The organism is Microbispora catharanthi (assembly GCF_006334915.2).
GTDB lineage: Bacteria > Actinomycetota > Actinomycetes > Streptosporangiales > Streptosporangiaceae > Microbispora > Microbispora catharanthi.
Map to the genome: position 1 here is coordinate 270,311 of NZ_VDMA02000008.1, position 21,562 is coordinate 291,872.

General features: G+C 71.2%; 20 protein-coding genes. 14 read left to right on the forward strand and 6 right to left on the reverse strand.

What is annotated here, in order from left to right:
- Positions 1–49: 49 nt before the first annotated feature.
- A complete protein-coding gene (locus tag FH610_RS17825) occupies positions 50–1,279 on the forward strand; it encodes a carboxylate-amine ligase (protein ID WP_167538735.1) in 1,230 nt (409 codons plus the stop codon).
- Positions 1,280–1,353: 74 nt separating this feature from the next.
- On the opposite strand, the gene FH610_RS17830 is transcribed toward FH610_RS17825, so the two are convergent.
- Together FH610_RS17830 and FH610_RS17835 are read right to left on the reverse strand one after the other, a co-directional pair.
- Positions 1,354–2,802, reverse strand: a complete 1,449-nt coding sequence (locus FH610_RS17830) for an aminotransferase class I/II-fold pyridoxal phosphate-dependent enzyme (protein ID WP_139575571.1) — start codon at positions 2,800–2,802, stop codon at positions 1,354–1,356.
- Between the two features lie 167 nt (positions 2,803–2,969).
- Complete coding sequence (locus FH610_RS17835) at positions 2,970–3,368, reverse strand: STAS domain-containing protein (RefSeq protein WP_205825842.1); 399 nt, start codon at positions 3,366–3,368, stop codon at positions 2,970–2,972.
- Between the two features lie 530 nt (positions 3,369–3,898).
- Between FH610_RS17835 and FH610_RS17840 the strand changes: the two genes are divergently transcribed.
- A complete protein-coding gene (locus FH610_RS17840; protein WP_139575572.1) occupies positions 3,899–4,228 on the forward strand; it encodes a hypothetical protein in 330 nt (109 codons plus the stop codon).
- 13 nt (positions 4,229–4,241) lie between these two features.
- On the opposite strand, the gene FH610_RS17845 is transcribed toward FH610_RS17840, so the two are convergent.
- The 4 genes from FH610_RS17845 to FH610_RS17860 form a co-directional block, all read right to left on the reverse strand.
- Positions 4,242–6,158 (reverse strand): beta-galactosidase, encoded by a 1,917-nt coding sequence (locus FH610_RS17845; protein ID WP_139575573.1) that lies wholly within the window; start codon positions 6,156–6,158, stop codon positions 4,242–4,244.
- Positions 6,159–6,256: 98 nt separating this feature from the next.
- Positions 6,257–7,168, reverse strand: a complete 912-nt coding sequence (locus tag FH610_RS17850; RefSeq protein ID WP_139575574.1) for a carbohydrate ABC transporter permease — start codon at positions 7,166–7,168, stop codon at positions 6,257–6,259.
- On the reverse strand, positions 7,165–8,172 hold the full coding sequence (locus FH610_RS17855) for an ABC transporter permease (RefSeq protein ID WP_240809031.1): 1,008 nt from the start codon (positions 8,170–8,172) through the stop codon (positions 7,165–7,167). Before FH610_RS17855 ends, FH610_RS17850 begins: the two co-directional genes overlap by 4 nt.
- Positions 8,169–9,833 (reverse strand): extracellular solute-binding protein, encoded by a 1,665-nt coding sequence (locus FH610_RS17860; protein ID WP_139575575.1) that lies wholly within the window; start codon positions 9,831–9,833, stop codon positions 8,169–8,171. The genes FH610_RS17855 and FH610_RS17860 overlap by 4 nt, the downstream gene beginning before the upstream one ends.
- A gap of 241 nt (positions 9,834–10,074) precedes the next feature.
- Here FH610_RS17860 and FH610_RS17865 point away from each other — a divergent pair, with 241 nt between their 5' ends.
- The 12 genes from FH610_RS17865 (at position 10,075) to FH610_RS17920 (ending at position 21,561) form a co-directional block, all read left to right on the forward strand.
- A complete protein-coding gene (locus FH610_RS17865) occupies positions 10,075–11,148 on the forward strand; it encodes a sensor histidine kinase (protein ID WP_240809032.1) in 1,074 nt (357 codons plus the stop codon).
- Positions 11,149–11,159: 11 nt separating this feature from the next.
- The gene (locus FH610_RS17870; RefSeq protein ID WP_276607688.1) at positions 11,160–11,807 is read left to right on the forward strand and encodes a response regulator; all 648 of its coding nucleotides are present in this window, start codon (positions 11,160–11,162) and stop codon (positions 11,805–11,807) included.
- A gap of 113 nt (positions 11,808–11,920) precedes the next feature.
- A complete protein-coding gene (locus tag FH610_RS17875; protein WP_139575577.1) occupies positions 11,921–13,105 on the forward strand; it encodes a serine hydrolase domain-containing protein in 1,185 nt (394 codons plus the stop codon).
- Between the two features lie 32 nt (positions 13,106–13,137).
- On the forward strand, positions 13,138–13,644 hold the full coding sequence (locus tag FH610_RS17880; RefSeq protein ID WP_205825843.1) for an NUDIX hydrolase: 507 nt from the start codon (positions 13,138–13,140) through the stop codon (positions 13,642–13,644).
- A 305-nt stretch (positions 13,645–13,949) separates the two neighbouring features.
- Positions 13,950–14,660: a hypothetical protein gene (locus tag FH610_RS17885; protein WP_240809033.1), complete on the forward strand. Its 711-nt coding sequence runs from the start codon at positions 13,950–13,952 to the stop codon at positions 14,658–14,660.
- Positions 14,657–15,430: a glycosyltransferase family 2 protein gene (locus tag FH610_RS17890; RefSeq protein ID WP_139575578.1), complete on the forward strand. Its 774-nt coding sequence runs from the start codon at positions 14,657–14,659 to the stop codon at positions 15,428–15,430. Before FH610_RS17885 ends, FH610_RS17890 begins: the two co-directional genes overlap by 4 nt.
- Positions 15,427–16,653, forward strand: a complete 1,227-nt coding sequence (locus FH610_RS17895) for a 2-phospho-L-lactate transferase CofD family protein (protein ID WP_139575579.1) — start codon at positions 15,427–15,429, stop codon at positions 16,651–16,653. Before FH610_RS17890 ends, FH610_RS17895 begins: the two co-directional genes overlap by 4 nt.
- Complete coding sequence (locus tag FH610_RS17900) at positions 16,650–17,312, forward strand: HAD family hydrolase (protein WP_139575580.1); 663 nt, start codon at positions 16,650–16,652, stop codon at positions 17,310–17,312. Before FH610_RS17895 ends, FH610_RS17900 begins: the two co-directional genes overlap by 4 nt.
- Positions 17,302–18,057, forward strand: coding sequence for an NTP transferase domain-containing protein (locus FH610_RS17905; RefSeq protein ID WP_240809034.1), 756 nt, complete (start codon positions 17,302–17,304; stop codon positions 18,055–18,057). The genes FH610_RS17900 and FH610_RS17905 overlap by 11 nt, the downstream gene beginning before the upstream one ends.
- Positions 18,045–19,307: a lipopolysaccharide biosynthesis protein gene (locus FH610_RS17910; RefSeq protein ID WP_205825844.1), complete on the forward strand. Its 1,263-nt coding sequence runs from the start codon at positions 18,045–18,047 to the stop codon at positions 19,305–19,307. The genes FH610_RS17905 and FH610_RS17910 overlap by 13 nt, the downstream gene beginning before the upstream one ends.
- A complete protein-coding gene (locus FH610_RS17915; RefSeq protein ID WP_139575581.1) occupies positions 19,304–20,560 on the forward strand; it encodes a glycosyltransferase family 4 protein in 1,257 nt (418 codons plus the stop codon). Before FH610_RS17910 ends, FH610_RS17915 begins: the two co-directional genes overlap by 4 nt.
- The gene (locus FH610_RS17920; protein ID WP_139575582.1) at positions 20,557–21,561 is read left to right on the forward strand and encodes a glycosyltransferase family 2 protein; all 1,005 of its coding nucleotides are present in this window, start codon (positions 20,557–20,559) and stop codon (positions 21,559–21,561) included. The genes FH610_RS17915 and FH610_RS17920 overlap by 4 nt, the downstream gene beginning before the upstream one ends.
- Position 21,562 lies beyond the last annotated feature (1 nt).

The window sequence follows — 21,562 nt, forward strand, 5'->3', positions numbered from 1 at the left end:
GGGGGAATGGGGGACTGACCGACTGGACCCCTCCTGAAAAAGACCGCTTATGCCAGACGTGACAAGGGAGGTCCAGTTCGACACCGTGCACGGACCCTCCCTCGTCGCGCAGGCAACCGTGAGTTCGGCGACGCTCACGCTCGGAGTCGAGGAGGAGTTCCTGCTCGCCGACCCGCGAACCGGGCGGGTCGCCCCGGCGGCGCGGGAGATCCGCGAGCGGGCGGCCGGGCCGGGGGCGGACCGGCTGGTGTTCGAACTGACACAGTTCCAACTGGAGAGCAACACCGCCGTGCACACCAGCCTGCGGGACCTGCACGGCGACCTGCTCGAGATGCGCCGCGCGGCCGCCTGCGCCGCCGCGAACGCGGGGCTCGCGCTCGTCGCGTGTGGCACCGCTCTGGACGGCAACAGAGGAGTGCCGCCCCTCTCCTCGTGCCCTCGCTATCAGACCATGCTCCGCGAGTTCGGCGCGATCATGGACGGTCAGGGCGTCTGCGGCTGCCACGTCCACGTCGGGATCGCCGACCGCGAGGAGGCGGTGCGGGTCAGCAACCACCTGCGGCCCTGGCTCCCGGTCCTGCAGGCGCTCGCGACGAATTCGCCGATCTCGGACGGCAGGGACACCGGCTACGCGAGCTGGCGTGCGCTGATGATGGGCAGGTGGCCGAGCGCGGAGCCGCCGCCGTTCTTCCGCTCGGTCGAGCACTACGAGAGCCTGGTCGCCGGCATGCTGGCCGGGGGTACGATCCTCGACCGGAAGATGATCTACTGGCTGGTCCGCCCGTCCGATCATGTGCCGACGCTGGAGATCCGCGCGGCCGACGTGTGCCCGACGGCCGGGGAAGCCGTGCTGCTGGCCGGACTGGTGCGGGGGCTGGCCGAGACGGCGCTGCGCGACGTACGCGCAGGCGTGCCCGCCCCCGATGTCGAGGACACCCTGCTGCGGGCGGCCTACTGGAGGGCCGCCCGCGACGGCGTGGACGGCGAGGCCCTCGATCTGCTCGGCGCCGGGGTTTCGAGGGGCGCCGGGGTTTCCATAGGCGCCGGGGTTTCCATAAGCAGGGTGCCGGCCTGGCGGCTGGTCGACCGCCTGCTCGAGTATGTGCGGCCGGTGCTGGAGGAGAACGGCGACTGGACGCCGCTGACCGACCAGCTCGAGCGCCTACGCCGCAGCGGGTCGGGGGCGGCGCGTCAGCGGGCGGCGTACGCCCGGCGCGGTCGGCTGTGTGACGTGGTCGAGTTGCTCATGGCGCAGACGGCCGCCTCCTGCTGGGCCTGACGTACTGGTCCTGACCGTGCTGGTCCTGATCGTGATCGTGCTGGTCCTGATCGGGCGTTCCCGTCATTCCCCCGTCACTCGGCGACGACGCGCAGCGTCTTCAGACTGGGGTCGCTGACGTCGGGGATGTTCATGCCGCCTTCGAGCCCGCTGGTCAGGTAGCTCAGCACCGGCTGCGTGATGCGCTCGCCCGGGCACAGGGCGGGTGCGCCCGGCGGATACGGCGTCACCATCTCGGCCACGATCCGGCCCACCGCCTGACCGGTTGGCACGATCTCGACCCGGCCGAAGAACGCGTCCCTCGGCAGCATCGCGATGTCCAGCTCCAGCTCCCCCGGCTCGGGCACGTCGATCACGGCCGCGGGCGGCAGGTCGCGGGCCGACGACAGGGTGCGCAGCGCGTCGAGCAGCACGCCGACCGTCTCCTCACTGTCGGCGACGGTGATCTCGGCGCTGACGCGGCGGTGGTCGCTCAGCGAGAGGTTGACGTGGCAGCGCTCGCGCAGCCAGTCTGCGGCGTGATAGCCGTCGACGCCGAGCCCCGACACGTCGACCACGATCTTCAGCGGGTCCATGTCGAAGGCGCGGGTGTTCTCCTTGCTCAGCACCCACAGGCCGTGCATCTTGTCGATCTCCCTGCGGACCGACTCCGCGAGCTCCAGCGTACGGTCGAGCAGGTCCTTGCCGTGCTCCACCATCTGCCTGCGCCAGCCGTCGAGCGCCGCGTAGATCAGAGTCGAGGGGCTGGTCGTGCCGAGCAGGTCCTCGCGGGCCTTGAGCACGGCCGGGTCCACCCGGTTGCCCTGCAGGTGGAACACCGAGCTCTGCTCCAGCCCGTTGCCCATCTTGTGGACGCTCGTCACGCACAGGTCCGCCCCGGCGTTCATGCCCCACGTGGGCAGGTCCTCGTGGAACGGCAGGTGGGCGCCCCAGGCCTCGTCCACGATGAACGTCCGGTCATACCTGCGGCACACCTCGTCGATGCCCTCCAGGTCGCCGCAGGTTCCGTAGTCCACCGGGCTGGCGACGATGACGCCCTTGGCGTCGGGGGCCGCCTTGAACGCCTCCTCCACCGCCTCCGGCGTGGGCGGATACGACATGTGCAGATCGCCGTCCCAGTCCCCGTGCACCCAGACCGGCTCGACGCCGCTGAGGATCAGTGCCGAGATGACCGACTTGTGGGCGTTGCGAGCGACCAGCAGTTTCTCCCCGGGACCGGCCACGGAGAGCATGGCGCTCTTGATGGACAGGGAACTGCCGCAGGTGGAGAAGAACGCCTGCTCGGCGTTGACCGCCTCCGCCATGAGCTGCTGCGCCTCTTCGAGTACACCGTTGCTCTGCAACCGGTCGTCCAGGCCGTTCATGATCATCACGTCGTCCCTGAAAAGGTCCTCGCCCAGGACTTCCAGGACCCGCGGATCCACCCCCCGCCCCTGCTTGTGGCCCGGAGGCGTGAAGCTGAGGTCTCCCCGCCGGCGATAGGCGGTGAGCGCCTCCAGCACGGGTGCGCGGGACTGATCCATGTCCGTGTTCCTCCCCTGAACGACGTGGGCCGTTCCCCCTCGTCCGCGCGTACCCGGACCTGACCGGCACAAACGACCGCGGCGGGCGGTCAGAAGCCCCCGCCCTCGGCGAGAGGGCGGGGGCGGCGGTCAAACGGCCGGACCGTGAACGTTCAGGCAGTGAACCTTCAGACCATGGACACGTCATGCGAGGCCGACAGCACCATGGCGGCGACGGCCTCGACGGGCGTGCCGTCGATGGTGAACGTGTCGCGCAGCCGGGTCGCCTCAAGGACGATCTTCAAGATGCCGTGAACTCCGGTGAGCCGCATCGAACCGGCGGCCTTCTCGATGTCGTCCCGGGCGTCCAGCAGCGCTTCCAAGCCGCAGGAGTCGCAGAACCGCAGACCGGACGCATCCACCACGATCTTGATGCGACCCTGGCGGACAAGATGTCTGATCGCCCTCCGGAGCGTGTCCCCGCTGGCGATGTCGAGTTCACCTCGCAGCGCGACCACGACGGCCGGCTGGTGATCGCTCACAGTAATCTCGAGCTGCTGCGTTGTCATATACGCGCCTTCATCCATATTTTTCGGGCGTACTGTCTTGAACGACGCTACCCGGCGGAGTGTCAGGTCCCGGTAATGCGCGACGGTCGATGGTATGCGGGTCAGTCCGGCAATCCCACCTGTACGCCAGAATGTGGCAAATAGGTAAAGAAGTCGGGCTCTGGGGGGATCTTTGGTGGTGTGTCCCGAACCTCCCGGGATCACGGGAAACCCCTGTCCCATAGGGGCTCGCGGCCTTCGGATGATCGCCGGAGGCGGGTGCCCGGACGCGGTGACCGCTGCGCGTCGCCCGGTCTCGCGGGGGTGGAGACTGGAGCACTTCAAACATACCAGCTAGCCAGACAAATGAGGCGTATCCCGCCTTTCTCGAAAAATGCTTACTCTCCCCATTCCTTCTTGATGAGCGCATTACCGACCATGCCGAGCCCATGGCCCGAACCTGACCGGTGCATCCGGAAGGTCACGGGAACGCCAGGATCCGGCGCTTGACCCGTCCGCGCGCGGGTAGAGGGCCGGTTCCCGGAAGTACGGCGAACGGGAGGATCGGCATGGCGGACGAGATCACCGCGGGCAGGAACGCGGCGCGGGCACTGGCGGCCAGGACGCCAGGCTGGATGGTCTGGTACGGCGAGCGCACCGGAAACTTCTGGGCCGTCCCCCGGGCCGGGACCGCGATCGTGCCCCGCATGCTGGAGGCGCCGACGGCGGACGACCTGGAGAACGAGATCCGGCAGGCCGAGGGCCGCCCCGCGCGGGAACAGGCGCAGGAGAAGCCGCAGCCCGGACAGCCGGAGAGGGCGCGGCAGGGGACGGCGGAGGCCGCCCGGCACCGCCGGTCGGCCGAGGCGCCGGATCCCCGGATCCCCGTAGGACGCTGACCGCGCGTCGCACCTATAGGGGCACGACGACGTACCCGCCGGGGTCGAGCCTGCCGTCGACGGGCTTGCCGGTGATCAGGTCGGTGCCGTCGACCGGCACGGGCTGCTCGTCCTCCGTGTGGTTGATGGCGAAGATACGGTCCCGCTGCCGCACGACCTCGACGCCGGGGGTGCCGCTCCCGGCCAGCCCGGCGTGCGCGAGGACGCGGGCGTAGCCGGGGTCGTCGAGCCGCGTCGAGACGTACCATGCCGTGCCGCCGCCGAGGCGGTGGCACGTGACGGCGGGCCCGCCGCCGGGGTAGCGGGCGACCGTTTCGGCCCCGTCCAGGTGGACGACCTCGCTCCACACCGTCGCGCGGCCGAATTCCGGCAGTTCGATCGCGTCGGCGAGCGGGCGGAACTCCTCCACGCGGATGCCGAGGATCTCGCGCAACGCCCCCGGGTAGCCGCCCAGCCTGATCCGGGGGTGCTCGTCGGCGATCCCGCTGAAGAACGACACGACGAGCGTGCCGCCGCCCTCCACGTACGCCGCGAGGTTCCGGGCGGCCTCGTCGGAGATCAGGTAGAGGCTCGGCACGAGGACGGCCCGGTACGCCGACAGGTCGTGCGACGGATGGGCGAAGCAGGCGGCGAGGCCCTGCCGCCACAGCACCCGGTGGGCCTGCTCGGCGGCCGCGAGGTAGTCGATCTCGGCGGACGGCAGGCCGGGCCCCTGGACGGCCCACCACGCCTCCTCGTCCCACAGGATCGCGACCTCCGCCTCGACGACCGGCGGCCCGTCGAGTGGCCCGTCGAGCGGCGCGGGGACGCGCTTCAGCGCCTCGCCCAGGGCGCAGATCTCACGGAAGACGCGGGAGTCGGGGCCGGTGTGCGGGACCATGCCGGGATGCCACTGCTCGGCACCGCCGCGGGAGGCTCGCCACTGGAAGAACATCGCGCCCTTCGAGCCCCGGGCGACGTGTTGCAGGCTGTGCCGGGCGATCTCGCCGGGCTCCTTGGGCGACGTGCGCGGGCCCAGAACATACCCCGTGGCCTGCTCCATCAGCAGCCAGGGCCGCCCGCCCGCCCACGATCGGGCCAGGTCGGCGGCGAAGGCGGTCTGCTCGGCCGCCGCCATGCCCTGCCCCGAGGGATAGTCGTCGATGGCGACCAGGTCCACCTCGCGCGACCACTTCCAATGGTCGACGCAGGCCCAGCCGGCCAGCACGTAGTTGGTGGTGACGGGCACCCCGGGGGTCGCTTCGCGAAGCAGGTCGCGCTGTTCGGCGAAGTGGGCGAGCATCTCGTCGGAGACGAACCGGCGGAAGTCGAGCGCCTGCGCCGGGTTGGGGAGGTACTGAGTCGCCCGGGGCGGGGTGATCTGCGCCCAGTCGGAGTAGTGCTGGCCCCAGAACGCGGTCGTCCAGGCGTCGTTCAGCGCGTCGAGGCCGCCATACCGCTTCCGCAGCCAGGCCCGGAACGCCGCGGCGGCGTGGTCGCAGTGGCAGGGCGTGCCGTACTCGTTGTGCACGTGCCACATGGCCAGCGCGGGGTGGTCGCGGTAGCGCTCGCTCAGGGCGCGGGTGATCCGCGACGACGCCTCGCGGTACGCCGGGGCGCTCACGCAGTAGGTGTCGCGGCTGCCGTGCGTGAGCCGTACGCCGTCCCGGGTGACGGTGAGCGCGTCGGGGTGCGCCAGGGAGAACCACGGCGGGGGAGAGGCGGTCGGGACGGCCAGGTCCACGCCGATCCCGCCGTCGGCGAGCAGGTCGAGCACCCGGTCGAGCCAGCCGAAGGTGTAGCGGCCCTCGGACGGCTCCAGCCGCGACCAGGAGAAGACGCCGACGGTGACGAGGGTGACCCCGGCCCGGCGCATGAGCGCGACGTCCTCGGCCCAGACCTCCTCGGACCACTGCTCCGGGTTGTAGTCCCCTCCGTACCACAGCCGCATGCACGTGCCCTTCTTTCGGATGGAGGCCGGCGACGCCCCGCCGGTGGGAGGTGCGGCGGGGCGTCGGTCCGTGGGGTGGAGCGTCCGGGGGAAGGGGGTCAGCCCTTGATGGCGCCGATGATGACGCCCTTGGTGAAGTGACGCTGCACGAACGGATAGATGATCAGGGCGGGCAGCACGGCGATGGCGACGATGGCCATCTTGATCGCAAGGGTCGGCGGCGCGACGTGGCCGAAGCCGTTGACGCCGACGGTGGCCGTGGGCAGGGGGTTGGAGTCCACGACGTACGACCGCAGGATCAGCGCGAGCGGCCACTTGCGGGTGTCGTCGATGAACAGCATGGCGTTGAACCACGCGTTCCAGTAGCCGACCGCGTAGAACAGGCCGATGACCGCCGTGACCGCCTTCGACAGCGGCAGCACGATCCGCCACAGGATGCGGAACTCCCCGGCGCCGTCGATGCGGGCGCTGTCGAGCAGCTCGCGCGGGATGTTCATGAAGAACGCGCGCAGCACGACGACGTTGAACGCCGACACGGCCGACGGCAGGATCAGCGACCAGTACGAGTCCTTCAGCCCGAGCGAGGCCACCATCAGGTAGGTCGGGATCAGGCCGGGGAAGAACACGAACATCAGCAGCACGCAGAACAGGATCGGCCGGTGGAACAGCGTCCCCGGCCGCGACAGCGCGTACGCCCCGAGGACGCTCACGCCGAGGCTGACCGCGGTGCCCGCGACGGTGACGCCGGTGCTGACCAGCACCGCGCGGCTGACCACGCTGTCGGAGAAGATCTGGCGGTACGCGTCGAACGTGATGCCGTCCGGCACCAGCACCAGGCCGCCGGCCCGGTTCACCGTGTCGGCGGACGACAGGCTGGTCAGCACGATCGTGTAGAGCGGCAGCAGCACGGCGAGCGCGATGAGCGCCAGCACGCCGCCCTTGCCGATCCGGCCCGCGGCCGATCCCGGCTCCTCCCAGGGCGCGAGCCCGGACACCTTCGTCTTGCTCATGATCGCGAATACACCCCCCGCTCGCCCAGGGCGTGCGCCACCCGGTTGGCCACCAGGATGAGCGCGAGCCCGACCAGGCCCTTGAACAGCCCGGCCGCCGCGCCATACCCGAAGTCGCCCGTGCGCAGGCCGGACCAGTAGACGAAGGTGTCGAAGACCTCCGACACCTTGCTGCCGACCGCGCCGCGCTGCAGCATGAACTGCTCGAAGCCGACGTTGAGCGCGTCGCCGAGCCGCAGGATCAGCAGCAGCACGATGACCGGCCGCAGGCCCGGCAGCGTGATGTGCCACATCCGGCGCCACCGGCGGGCCCCGTCGACCGCGGCGGCCTCGTACAGGTTGGGGTCGATCGTGCTGAGCGCGGCGAGGAACACGATCGTGCCCCAGCCGGCGTCCTTCCAGACCGTCTCCGCGGTCACGAGCAGGATGAACGTGTCGGAGTTGGTCATCCAGTCGATGCCCGCGTGCCCGTGGTCGCGCAGGATCTGCGCGATGAGGCCGGCGCCGCCGAACATCTGCTGGAAGATCGCGACCACCAGCACCCACGAGAAGAAGTGGGGCAGGTAGACGACGCCCTGGATGAAGGCCCGCAGCCGCCCGGAGACCACGCTGTTGAGCAGCAGCGCGAGCGCGATCGGCACCGGGAAGTAGAAGACGAGCTGGAACGCGGTGATACCGACCGTGTTCACCACCGCCCGGATGAACTGCGGGTCGCCGAACAGCTGGGCGAAGTTGGTGAAACCGATGATCGGGCTGCCCAGGATGCCGCCGCTGAACGGGTTGTAGTCCTGGAAGGCGATGACGTTCCCCAGCGCGGGGACCCACCAGAAGGCGGTGACGATCACCAGCATCGGCATGGCCATGACCAGCAGCGGCCAGTCCCGGCGCAGCCGCGCCGCGAAGGAGTCCCGCCGCGTGTCCTTCTGCGCGCCGACGGCCGGTCCGGCCTGGGTCGCCCCGGGCCGGACCTCCGTCGCGCTCCTCGTGTCCGCGTCGGCACTCACAGCCGCCCGTTCTCCCTGGCGACCTTCATGTAGAACTCGCGGGCCTCGTTGCCGCCCTGCTCCTGCCAGTCCTTGACGATCTGTGCCCACTCCGAGACCGGCCGCTTGCCGCGGAAGATCTCGTTCATCTTGTCCTCGGTCGGCTGGGTCAGCCCGGCCATCTTGGACGGTCTTTCGACCCGGACGCCGACGAACGGGTCGTTCTCCAGGTATCGCGAGGCCGTCTGCTCCCAGCCGTGGTAGGCCTCGACGTAGCCGGGATACTGGTTCTCGGTGATCGCGCCGGGCCGTCCGGACAGGAACAGGTACGTCGGGGCGACCTCCTTGCGGCCGAGCGCGGTCTGCTGGACCTGCCCGTCCTTCAGCGTGAAGTGCTTGCCCTCGACGCCGTTGTTGATCAGGTCGTACTCCTGCGTGCCGTACGGCGCGGAGCACCAGTTGGCGATGCCGAGCAACTCGCGGGTGCGGGCGTCGCCGAGGCCCTTCCTGATGAAGCAGAACATGCCGGCGGGCTCGTTGCGCCACACGATGACCTTGCCGCCCGGATGGGCCGGGTAGGGGTCCACGGCCCGCACGTCGATCTTCGGGGTGCTGGGCAGGTAGCGGCCGAGGATTTCGTGGATCGCGCCGAGCCCGTCCTTGTACATGACGAGCTGCCCGGTGCCGAAGGGCTCCTTGTGGTCGGCGAACTGGTTCGCCACGACGTCGGGGTGGACGTATCCGGCGTCGAACAGCTTGGTCATGAGCTCGATGGACTGCAGGAACTCCGGCGTCTCGTACTTGTAGATGAGCGTGCCGTCGGGCTGCTTGCGCCACTCGCGCGGGGCGCCGAACGCCCGCTGGACCTCCTGGTCCATGCCGCCGAACGCCCAGCGCTTCTTCTTCGGGTTGGTCAGCTCCTTGCCCAGCGCGAGCAGGTCGTCGGCGCTCTTGGGCGCGGACAGGCCGAGCTCGTCGATGATGTCCTGGCGGGCGATCGTGGCGAACGGGTAGGGCGCGTTCTGCCACGGGATGCCCTGGAGCACGCCGCCGAACACGCCGTACGTCCACGCGGCGGTGTCGTAGTTGGCCAGCAGCGGGAACTCCTTGGCCTTGTCGCCGGCCAGATAGGGCGACAGGTCGGCGAAGAGCTTGTTGGCCGCCTCGGTGAAGTGGGCGATGGAGTCGATGTTCCAGCCCGGGATCTGGATCATCTCGGGGACGTCGCCGCTGGCGAGCAGGGTGTTCAGCTTGTCGACGTAGGTGTTGCCGTCGGAGATGTTGAACCGGACGACCCCGCCGAGCCGCTCGTTGACGGCGTCGTAGTAGGAGTTCTCGCCGAGGCCGGGAGGGACGGTGCCCCACAGCGGGGTCATCGCCTTCACCTCCGTGCCGCTGGTGATCGGCTTGGCGGTGACGGCCTGGACCATCGTGCCCGGCCTGGTCAGGAAGCCGGGTTCGACGAATTCGCTGCCCGGCAGGTCGGGCGTCAGGCCGGTCACCTGGAACGGCACGCGGGTGGGCACGAGGCCCTTGAGCTTGTCGGCGGCGACGGCGGTGCCCTTGGACACTTCCTTCTTGGCCGCGCAGCCGGTGAGGCCGGCGGCGGCGAGCGCGCCCGCGCCGACCATCCCGAGGAATCCGCGGCGGCTGGTCAGGGGGCCGCCGGGGGGTTGGCTCATTGGTGCGATCCTCCCGGAAACGAGTTTCCATTTAGTTCGTCAATTGACCAAACAAATTAACCGGTTAACGGGTCGGCGACAAGATTCGATGAAACGTTCATCGCCGTCGCGGGATCGCTCGTACGGGCGATCCGCCGATCCCCCGGGCTGGCGATACTGAGGCGTTGTGTCACTCTCGTCCCTGAAGACCCGATTGCAGAGCCGATTGCGGCGCCGGTTACGGAGCCTGCCCCCGCCCGTCGTGGACGCGGCCCTCGTGCTGGCGGTGCTCGCCGGGCAGTCCGCGCCCTTCCTCTTCACCCAGCCCGGTCCGGGCCGCCCGCCCTGGACCGTCGCCGAGTATCTGCCGGTGCTCGGGGCCTCGATCCCCCTGTTGTGGCGGCGCCTCGCGCCCGTCACCTGCCACGTCGTCGTCGCCGCCTCCATGGGCTGGTACGCGTTGTACGACCCGGTCCAGCCCGCGCAGCCCATCTGGTACGGCTCGCTCGTCGCGATGTACACGGTCGCGGAGAAGAGCCCGCCCGTGCGCCGTTACCTGTCGGGGGCGTTCGTCGGCCTGGGCTTCCTCATCCAGACCGGGCCCGTCACCACGGCGCGCGGCGTGGTCCTGTGGGCCGGCGCGTACGCCGTCGGCCGGGCCGCCGCGATCCGGCAGGCGTACGCCGCCGAGCTGGAGGCCCGGGCGGCGGAGCGGGAGCGGGCCAGGATCGCCCGCGACATGCACGACATCCTCGCGCACGCGGTCAGCCTGATGGTCGTGCAGGCCGAAGCGGGCCCGGTGGTCGTGCGCAGCGACCCCGACCGGGCCGAGAAGACCTTCGACGCGATCGCGGCGGCGGGCCGGGACGCGATGGCGCAGCTCAGGCGGATGCTCGGAGTCCTCAAGGAGACCGAGGCGTCCCGGGACCCGCAGCCGACCCTCGGCAGGCTGCCCAACCTGGTCGCCGCGGTCTCCGCGACCGGGCCGCGCACGACGCTCACCGTGCGGGGGCGGCCGCGGCCGGTCCCTCCAGACCTCGACGTCGCGGCCTACCGGGTCGTCCAGGAATCGCTCACCAACATCGTCAAGCACGCCCGGGCCGCGTCGGCGACCGTGGCGGTCGACTGGGAGGACGACGCTCTCGTGATCACTGTCACCGACGACGGACGCGGACCGGGAACGCCGAACCCGGCGGGCGGAGGCAATGGACTGATCGGCATCAGGGAACGGGCCGCCGCCTGCGGCGGTCAGGCCGCCTTCGGCCCGGGGCCGGACGGCACCGGCTTCCGGGTCCGCGTACGGCTCCCGCTGGTGGCGACGGCGGTGGCCCGGTGATCAAACCGAGGATCAGGGTAGTGGTGGCCGACGACCAGGAACTCGTCCGCGGCGGGTTCGCGATGATCCTCGACGCGCAGCCGGACATCGAGGTCGTCGGCGAGGCGGGCGACGGCCGGGCCGCCGTCGAGGCCGTGCTGGCGCTGCGGCCCGACGTCGTGCTCCTCGACATCCGGATGCCGCACATGGACGGCATCGAGGCCGCGGGCGTCATCGCGGCCGAGACCGGCTGCAAGGTGGTCATGCTGACCACGTTCGACCAGGACGACTACGTCTACGACGCCCTGCACGCGGGGGCCAGTGGCTTCCTACTGAAGGACGTGCGACGCGACGACCTCGTGCACGCCGTACGCGTCGTCGCGGCGGGGGAGTCGCTGCTCGCGCCCTCGGTCACCCGCCGCCTGATCAGCGACATGGTGAGCAGGGGGACGCGTCGCCTGGAGCCGACCGGCCTCGACGCGCTGACCGCCCGCGAGCGGGAGACGCTGGAACTACTCGGCCGGGGGCTGTCAAACGCGGAGATCGCCGAACGCCTCGTCGTCAGCGAGCACACGGTGAAGACGCACGTCAGCAACGTGCTGTCCAAGCTGGGCCTGCGCGACCGGGTGCAGGCGGTGATCCGCGCCTACGAGTCGGGGCTCATCCTTCCCGGGAGCTGAATCCCCCGCGCGGGGGAGAAGGAAGATCGCCGATGTCGGCGATCTCCGCGAGGGGTCCGTCCAGAAACGATGGGGTCGTCCCCAAACGAGATCCCCGTCAAGGAGCATGAGATATGTTCACCCGGATCGCCGCCCTCGCCCTCGCCGCCGCGCTGCCCACCTGGGCTCTGGCCGCCCCCGCTCTGGCCGCCGCGGCTCCCGCCGCGAAGTGCTCGGCCGCCACCCGGCCGTCGGAGCGGACGTCGCTGCCCGCGCTCAACGCCGCGGCGCTGTGTGAATCCATCTCCGGCCTGCCGAACGGCCAGGCGACCTACTCCCTGGTCCGGGTGCGGGGCGAGGCGGGCTCCTGGACCGGCTCGTCCGGCGTGCGCGACGTCGACAAGGGCGGCCGGGTGCCGGACGACGCCCGGTTCCGGATCGGCAGCGTGACCAAGATGTTCACCGCCACCGTGGCGCTCCAGCTCGTGGGCGAGGGGAAGCTCGACCTCGACGGCACGGTGCAGCACTACCTGCCCGGTCTGCTGCCCGCGAGCTACCCGCCGGTGACGGTCGCCCAGTTGCTGAACCACACGAGCGGCCTGCCCAGCCCGACCCTGCCCCACGACGACCAGTGGATCCTCGACCACCGGTTCGACAAGTGGACGCCCCAGCGATGGATGGACGGGGTGGGGAAGAACCCGATGGAGTTCACGCCGGGGACGAAGCAGCACTACCTCAACACCAACACCATCGTCCTCGGCATGCTGATCGAGAAGGTCACCGGGCGGCCGTACGGCGACGCGGTGCGCGCGCGGATCATCCGCCCGCTCGGCCTGCGGCACACCACGATCCCGGGCGAGGACGTGCGGATCCCCGGCCCGCACGCCCAGGGCTACATGGCGGTCGACGGCAAGCTGGTGAACGTCACGGAGATGAGCCAGACGATGCCCTGGGCGGCCGGAGAGATGATCTCGACCACCGAAAACCTCGACCGGTTCATGGTCGCGCTGTACGGCGGCAGGCTGCTGAAGCCCGCGCTGCTGGACAAGATGTTCACGCTGCCCGAGGGCGTGCCGATGTACGACGGGAACGACGACCCGTCCGACGACAAGCCGGCGACGTACACGATGGGCCTGTCGGCGACGACCCTGCCTGGCGGCGTGACGATCTACGGCAAGACCGGCGGCCGGTATGGCTACAGCACCGGCGTGTTCGCCACCCGTGACCTCAAGCGCAGGCTCGTCGTCTCGGTGGGCTCGACCACCAAGGGCGACTCGGCCATGCTGCAGACCATAGGACTGGCCGCCTTCGCCTCCTGAGGGCGCCGTCTCCCCCGGCGTGAGGAGTGGCCGTGACCGGCGCGATGGCGGCGGACGAGGCGGGCAACGAGCTGACCGCGTTCCACCGGGTGGCGGAGCAGGCGGTGTTCTCCGACGCCCCGACGCCGCTCGCGCTGGTCGCGGCCTGGCACCGGCTCGCGCACCTGGACCGGTTGCTCCTGGTCTTCAACCGCTACCGGCAGTGCTGGGAGCTGCCGGGCGGCCTGATCGATCCCGGGGAGACGCCCCGCCAGGCGGCCGTACGGGAGCTGCGCGAGGAGTCCGGGCTGCGGGCGGAAGACCTGACCTTCGCCGGATACGCCCGGTTCGTGCTGGGAGCCGAGCGGCGGATGGAGTACGCAGCCGTGTACGCCCTCCGCGTCCCCGGACCGCACGGCGGGTTCGTGCCCAACGCCGAGATCGCCGCGATCGGCTGGTGGGACGGCACGACCCCGTTGCCGGGCCGGGTGCAGCACCTCGACGTCCTTCTGGGCCGGCTGGCCCGGGAAACGATTTCCGATTGCGGCTGGGCGAAATAGGACCGGTCCAAAATTGACATGGGCCCGCAAACGCGATTGACATTGTCCGTAATGCAATGAAATGGCGGCGATAGCGCGAGATTCAACTACCCGCCAGTACAATTTTCCTGCCTGGGACCACTGCTGACCTGCGCATATGCCCCTAATGTCGATGCCTGATGCCCAATATCTGATATTGCGGACGGATTTCCGGATCAGAATGACATAATGCGTGGGAGCGCTCCCGCGCTCCCGGCTGCATTCTCCGCAGCGCCATCCGGCACGCCTGCCCGCAGGGCACGTTGGAAGGAAGGTGCCGCGTCTTCATGACGGCATTCGGCAAAAGTCCTCCGTCCCGGCCGCATCTCGACGGAGATGTTCCGGCGGACGTCGTCCGCGCCGGCTCCCGCCCCTGGGCGCCCCACCTGTGGTGGATGGCCCTGGCCGTCGGGGCGCTCGGTTTCGCCTTCGTGTGGCTGGCCACGCCGCACGCCAGGGAGATCGGCTCACCCTGGGAGCTGGTGGCCAAGCTGGTCGCGTTCGCCTGCCTGTGCGTGGCGATCGCGGTCTTCCCCTGGGTGTCGCCGCGGTTGAACTGGCTGCTCTACGTCCCGTTCGTCTTCTTCACCGGCTATCTCATCCCGCGGATCAGCTGGTTCTACTACGGCGACGGCGCGCGGGCCCAGGGCGACAGCTTCTATACGCACCTCTATCTCCTGCTCTATCCGGGCATCGTGCTCACGGTCGCCGCCGCGTACCGCATCGGCGGGGGCACCCCGGGACGCTGCCTGAAGATCATGTTGAGCGGGATCCTCATCGTGTTCTCCGGTTTCCTCGACCTCATGTGGTTCGTGGTCAACCCGGTCGAGATCCCCGAGGTCATCGACGCGCCGCACATCAACCTGTTCACCGGGGGACCGATCTCGTACGGCGCGACGATCGTGTTCGCGCTCGTACACATCCCGATCATCGTCGGGGTCAACCTGCTTCCCCTCGACCGCTGGATCGGCCGCCTGCTGGGGGCGGGTGACCCGTGAGCGTCGCCGTGAACATCTCCGTGGCCGCGCCCGCGTACAACGAGGCGGACACCATCGCGGCGGTGGTGGGCGAATGGCAGGACTACCTGGAGAACGCCCCGGCCGTGGGCGACTGGGAGATCGTCGTCTGCGACGACGGGAGCGGTGACGCGACCGGCGAGATCCTGGCCGGCCTGCGGGCCCGGTGCCCGCGGCTCGTCGTCGTCACGTTCGAGCGCAACCGGGGCGCGGGCGCTGCCATCGCCGCCGCGATCGCCCACACCCGGCTCGACTGGGTGGTGCTGCTCGATTCGGACGGCCAGTTCCCGATCGCCAACCTCGACCGCGTCCTGCCGCGCGTTCAGGCCGGGGAGGCCCTGGCGTTCTCCGGCGCCCGGATCAGGAAGGCCGACGGCGTGGCCTACCGGTGGGGGTCGGCGGCCAGCGGCGCGGTCAGCAACCTGCTCCATCGCACGCGCTACCGCGACTTCAACTCGATCTTCAAGGTGGTGCACGGCCCGCTCTTCCGGTCGCTGCCGCTGGAGTCGGGCGGGATGAACTGCTCGACCGAGATCACCGCGCGGGTCGCCGAGATGGGCCACGCGTGGGTGGAGGTCCCGATCGAGCACCGGGAGCGCGGCGGCGGCGGTCGCGGCTGGCGATACTGGCGCGGCGCCCGCGACCGGGCCCTGTTCGTCGCCTATCTCGGCTACCGCCACTGGCTGCTGCGCCGGGGCGTCCTGCGCCGGCCGGCCGCTCGTGAGGAGATCTCGCGTGAGGGGATCCGATGAACGTCGCGGTGACGATGTTCAGCGGCGGGCGCGGGGCGGCCGGCATCGCGAGGGGCATGCTGGGCACTCCGGGCGTCGGCCTGTCGCTGGTCGTCAACGGCTACGACAACGGCCTGTCCACCGGCGCGCTGCGACGCTATCTGCCCGGGATGCTCGGACCGTCGGACTTCCGCAAGAACCTCCTGCTCCACCTCGACCCCGCCGATCCGGCGCAGGCCGCGGCGGCGGCCGTACTCGAACAGCGCCTGCCGGGCGGGACGACGCCCGCGGGGCTCACCGCCGTCATCGAGGCGATCGCCGCGCGGCGCGGCCCGTTCGCCGCGCTGCCCGAGGCGGCCCGCGAGGCCGTCACGGCGGACCTGCGCGTGTTCGCCCGGCGGCTCGCCGCGTACCCGCACGGGCTCGACCTCGCCGACTGCGCGCTCGGCAACCTCGTGTTCGCCGGGGCCTACCTGCGGCTCGGCCGGGACTTCAACGCCGCCGTCGACGCCTGCGCGCGCACGTTCGGCTCGCCCGTACGGCTGCTCAACGTGACCAACGGGGAGAACGCCTTCCTGGCCGCGCTCAGGCGGGACGGCAGTCTGCTGGCCGACGAGGCCGACATCGTCGCGCCGCAGGGCCCCGGAGTGATCACTGATCTGTTTCTGCTGCGCGAACCGCTCGGCGCGCGGCGGCGGGCCGAACTGGAGGCGCTGCCGCCCGCATGGACCAGGGAGGTCCTGGGTCGCGAGCGCGCCGAGGTGACGCCGAGCCCGCGGGCGCTTGAGGCGATCCGCGACGCCGACCTCATCGTCTACGGTCCCGGCACCCCGCACTCCTCGCTCCTGCCCAGTTATCTCACGCCGGGCGTTGCCGACGCCGTCGCGCGGAGCCGGGCGGCGGCCAAGGTGTTCGTCGTCAACACCCGGAGCGACCACGACATCCGGGGGCTGAGCGCGCCCGACCTGGTGGACCGCACGCTGGCCTACCTCGGCGACCCCCGCAACGGGCGGCGGCTGGTGACCCACGTGCTGAGCCATCGCACGTCCGCGCCGGACGCCCCCGCGGTGCCTCACGGCGTGCTCGACCGGGGAGAGTGGGCGGGGGCCCGCTGGGTCACCGCCGACCTGGAACACCCTGCCGACCCGAAACACCCTGGCCGCCCGGGCCTGCACCACCCGGAGCGTACGGCCGAGGCCCTGCTCGCGATCAGGGACGAGGCGGCCTTGGCGCGGGCCCAATGACGGCGTTCCTGGCGGAGGCGTGTGCCCGCCGCGTCTGGCTCTTCGACCTCGACGGCACGCTCGTGGACTCCTGCCCGGCCCACGAGGCGGCCTTCCTGCAGGCCATCGACGAGGTCGCGCCCGACCTGCGCGCGTCCTTCCGGTACGCCGACCACGCCGGCGCGAGCACCCGCGAGGTGGCGGTGCGCCTGCTGGGCGACACCGGGGACGCGGACCGGCTGGCCCGGTTGAAGCAGCGGCTGTACCGCGAGCGGGCCGGTGCGGTGGCCGTGTTCCCCGGCGCGCGGCGGCTGCTCGGCCGCCTGGTCGCGGGGGGCCGCGACGCCTACCTCGTCACCAGCGGCAGCCGGGCGTCGGTCGCGCGGGTGCTGGCGGCCTGCTCGCTGGGCGCGTACTTCCGTGGCGTGCTCACCAGCGACGACGTCCCGGCGAGCAAGCCCGATCCGGCCTTCTACGCGTACGCGTGCGAGCACTGGGGGCTCGATCCCGGCGCGGCCGTGGTGCTGGAGGACTCCGCGCACGGGGTGGCGTCGGCGGTGGGCGCGGGCCTGGCGACCCTGCACGTCCACGTGGCCGAGCCCGCTCCCGGGGCGGTGGCCGTGGGCGACCTGGAACAGATCGTGTCTCTCCTGTTGGCGGAGGTGGGCGGTGCCGGCTGAACGGTTGTGCGCGGTGATCCCGGCGGCCGGGCGGGGCACCCGCCTCGGCCTGGGCATCCCCAAGATCATGGTGGAGATCGCCGACGGCGTCACCGTGTGGCACGTGCTCCACCAGCGGCTGCGGCCGTACGTCGAGCACGTCCACGTGGTGATGTCTCCCGAGGGGGAGGGGCCGTTCCGCGCGCTGGCGGCGGACCGGATCGCGACCGGCGCGGTCTCGGTGAGCGTGCAGGACACGCCTACCGGGATGGGTGGCGCGATCTTCGGTGCCGCACCGCACTGGGAGGCCTACGGCGCGATCCTCGTGGTCTGGGGCGACCAGGCGGGCCTGTCCCCCGACACGGTCGGCCGTGTCGCCGGAGCGCACGAGAAGGGGTTCACGCTCCCGCTGGTGCCGATGGCCGACCCGTACGTGGAGTACGAACTGGACGACGACGGGACGCTGCTGCGGGTGCGCCAGTCGCGGGAGGGCGACGAGTGCCGCCCCGGCGGGCTCAGCGACGTCGGCGTCTTCTGCCTGGACACCGAAGGGCTCCGTGAGGAGTGGACGCGTTACCTGGGCGAGGCGGCCGCGGGCGCCCGCACCGGAGAGGTCAACTTCCTGCCGTTCCTGCCCTATCTGTCGGCAGAGCGGAACTGGCCGCTGACGGTGGTGCCGGTGACCGACCCCGATGAGGCGCGCGGCGTCAACACGGCCGACGACCTCGAGTTCGCCCGGCGGGCACACCTGCGGTGGGCGCGCTGACGGACCGGGCGGCCGGGCTCCTGGCCGCCCACCGCTGGGCCGCCGGACCCACGCTGGTGAGCACCGTGGCCAGCGGCACGGCCGCCGCGACCACGCTCGTCATCGCACGAGGGGTGGGCGCCGCCGCGTTCGGCCACTTCACTGTCGTCCTGTCGATCGCGCTGATCGTCACCGTCGGCATGCTGACGAGCCTCAACTACGTCATGTTCCAGGAGCTGCCGCGGGCCGAGCCGGGTGCGCGGCCCGCCCTCGTGACGACGGCGCTGCTGGCCACGCTCGTGCTGGGCGCGGTGGTGTTCATCGCGGGTCTCGCGGCCGCTCCGCTGCTGACCGCCGCGCTCGGTGTGGACACCCGCACGCTCGCCTTCGCGCTGGCGCTGGCGCTGTCGATGACGCTCAACCAGCTCACCGAGAGCTTCCTGCGCGGGCTGAAGAGGTTCCGCCTGGTCGCCGGGCTCAAGCTCGCCGTGGCCGTCGTCTACCTGGGCGCCGCCGCGTGCTGCCTGCTGGTCTTCGGCGTGCGGGACGCCGAGCCCTACCTGGTCGCGCTGATCGGCACCAACCTGGTCTTCGCCCTGGTCTCCGTCGCCGGGTTCGAGGTCGTGCCCCGGTCCTGGTCGTGGGCGCTGGCCCGCTCGCTCTACCGGCACGGCGCGTACGTCACCGCGATCGCCGCGCTCACGGCGGTGGTGTTCGGGGTGGACGTGATCTTCCTCAACCACTGGGCGCCCCGGGCCGACGTCGGCGTCTACTCCGTCTACAACGGCTTTCCCAAGCGGCTGCTCGGCGTGGTGTTCACCGACGGCGTCGGCCTGGTGCTGCTGCCCACCCTGGCGACGTCGGACAAGCCCGCCGTGATGCGGCGGATCGCCCGGCTCGCCCCGGTGGTGTTCGCGGCGACCGTCGTGTTCTCGTTCGCGGCGAGCACGGTGTTCTTCCTGCTCATGGGGGGCGAGTATCCGTACTCGCTGGGCCTGATGGCGCTGTCGGCGCTCGGGATCGGCGCGCACACGGTCTTCAACCTCCAGCAGGTCGCCCTGACCATGGACGGGGTGCGGGGGGCGAAGGTGCTCATCGGCTGCCTGCTGGCCGGGACGCCGCTCGCGCTCGCCTGCCAGGCGGCGCTCATCGCCTGGCAGGGGCTGGCCGGCGGGCTGGTGGCCTTCGCCCTGAGCAATGTCGTCCTCGTGGCCGTCGTGACGGCCGTCTCCGCCCGGCTCTACCGGCCTGCAATGGAGGTGCGCGGGTGAGGATCGCCCACGTCATCAACCAGTTCCCGCCCAATATCACGGCGGGGCTCGGCCGGTATGCCGAGCTGATCGCGCCGCATCTGGCCCGCGATCACGAGATGGCGGTCTTCACGCTGAACGACGGCCGCCTGCCCGTGTGGGAGCGGATCGGTGATGTCACCGTGTATCGGCCGCGCGGGCGCGTGCTCGGCGCGATCGCGCGCCGCCGGCGGCTCAACCGCACGCGGGGCCTGGAGTTCCTCCTGCTCGCACTGACCGTCGTGGTGAGCAACTGGCGTTACTTCCTGCTCCTGCGGCGGCTGCGCCCCGACCGGCGGCCCGGCCTCGTCGCCGTGCACGACTCGACGAACTTCCTGTGCGGCCTGCTGTGCCACTACGTGCTGCGGCTCCCGGTCGTGTTCCACGTCCACACCACCGAGTACGGCGTCGCCCCGCAGCGCAGCATCACCGACCCGCTCAACCTCTTCGCCGCGCTGGAGCGGTGGCTGGCGCGGATCTCCCGGCGGGTGGTGGTCGCCACGCCGGAGGTGCGCGAGCAACTGCTGGAGGCGGGCTGGGACCGCTCGCCGATCGACGTCGTCCGCCTCGGCGGCACGTACGAGCGGGTGGTCGCCGATCCCGCGTTCGACCGCGACAAGCTGCGCCTCGGCGCGGCGGACCTGCGCGCCAGGCTCGGCATCGCCGAGGAGGACCCGGTGCTGCTGTTCGTCGGCCGCCTCGAACGGCAGAAGGGGATCTACCCGCTCCTCGAGGCCATGCGCGACATCGCGCCCGCCGTGCCGGGGCTGCGTCTGGTGCTCGTGGGGGAGGGCGACGAGGCGGGCGTCGCGCGGATCGTCACCGAGACGGGGCTCGACGGCCGGGTGCTGACCTCCGGCGGTTTCGTGGACGGGCGGGCGCTGCTGGAGTACTACGCGATGGCCGACGCCTGCGTGTTCCCCTCGCTCTTCGAGCCGTTCGGGCTGGTGGCGACCGAGGCGATGGCCCTGGCCCGGCCGGTGATCCTGGGCGACGGCTTCTCCCGGATCTTCCTCGGCGACCCCGCGCGCCCCGCCGTACGGTTCGTGCGGGCGGCCGATCCCCGCGACATCGCCGACGGGGTGATCGAGGTCATGACCGATCCCGGGCTGCGCCGCGCCCTGGCCGAGCGGGGCGAGCGGCTGGTGCGGGAGACGCTGAGCTGGAGCCGCGCCGCCGGGGAGACGCTCGCCGTCTACGCGCGGGTGCTCTCGGCGGAGGGGACGGGGCGATGATCTCGCTGGTCGTGCCGTGCTACAACGCGGCCAGGACGCTGCGGCTGTGCCTGGAGTCGGTGCTGGCGCAGACCCGCGTGCCCGGCGAGATCGTCGTGGTCGACGACGCGAGCACCGACGGCTCGGCGGAGATCGCCGAGGAGCTGGGCTGCCGGGTCGTGCGCCTGCCGGAGAACCGGGGCGTGTCCGCCGCCAGGAACGCCGGGATCGACGCCACCACGGGCGAGGTCGTCTTCTTCCTCGACTCCGACGTGGCGCTGCGGCCCGACGCCGTCGCGAACGCGATGGAGATCCTTGAGCACGATCCCGAGGTGGGCTGCGTCCACGGGGTCTACGACACCGTGCCGCTGATCGACGACGGGCCGGTCGAGTGGTATCGCATCCTCCACGCGGTGCACTGGCGCCGCCGCCACCTGGGGGAGGTCAACAGCGTCGTGTTCGCCCTCGCCGCCGTCCGCCGCGACGTGCTGCTCGCTGTGGGCAGGCTCGACGAGCGGCTGCGCGACTGTGAGGACGTCGAATACAGCAGCAGGCTCGCCGTACGCAGCCGGATCGTGCTGACGGACACGGTCGTGGGCCGTCACGACGACGGCAGCCGCCTGCTGCCGATCCTGACCGAGCAGTGGCGGCGGGCCCTGCCGCTGATCCCGCTCGCGCTGACCACCACCCGGCGCGGTGCGGCCAAGCCGGAGCACGCCAACAGCCCGGCCGGCATCCTGTCCTGCGCGCTCGCCCTGGCCGGCCTGGGGCTGGTGGTGCTGAGCCTGCCGTTCGGGCTGTTCCACCCCCTTCTGCTCGCCCTTCCCGCCGTGTTCGTCGCCGGGTTCGTCCTCGCCGATCCGGAGCTGGTCGGGTTCGTCCGCCGGCAGCGGGGGCCGGTCTTCGCCGCCTACTTCATGGCCGTCCACCTGGTCGTCCACGTGGTGCTCGTCACCGGTCTGGCCGTCGGCTCGCTGCGCCTGCTGACCGGTCCGCGGGACAGCCGCGCCGAGGCCGCTTGAG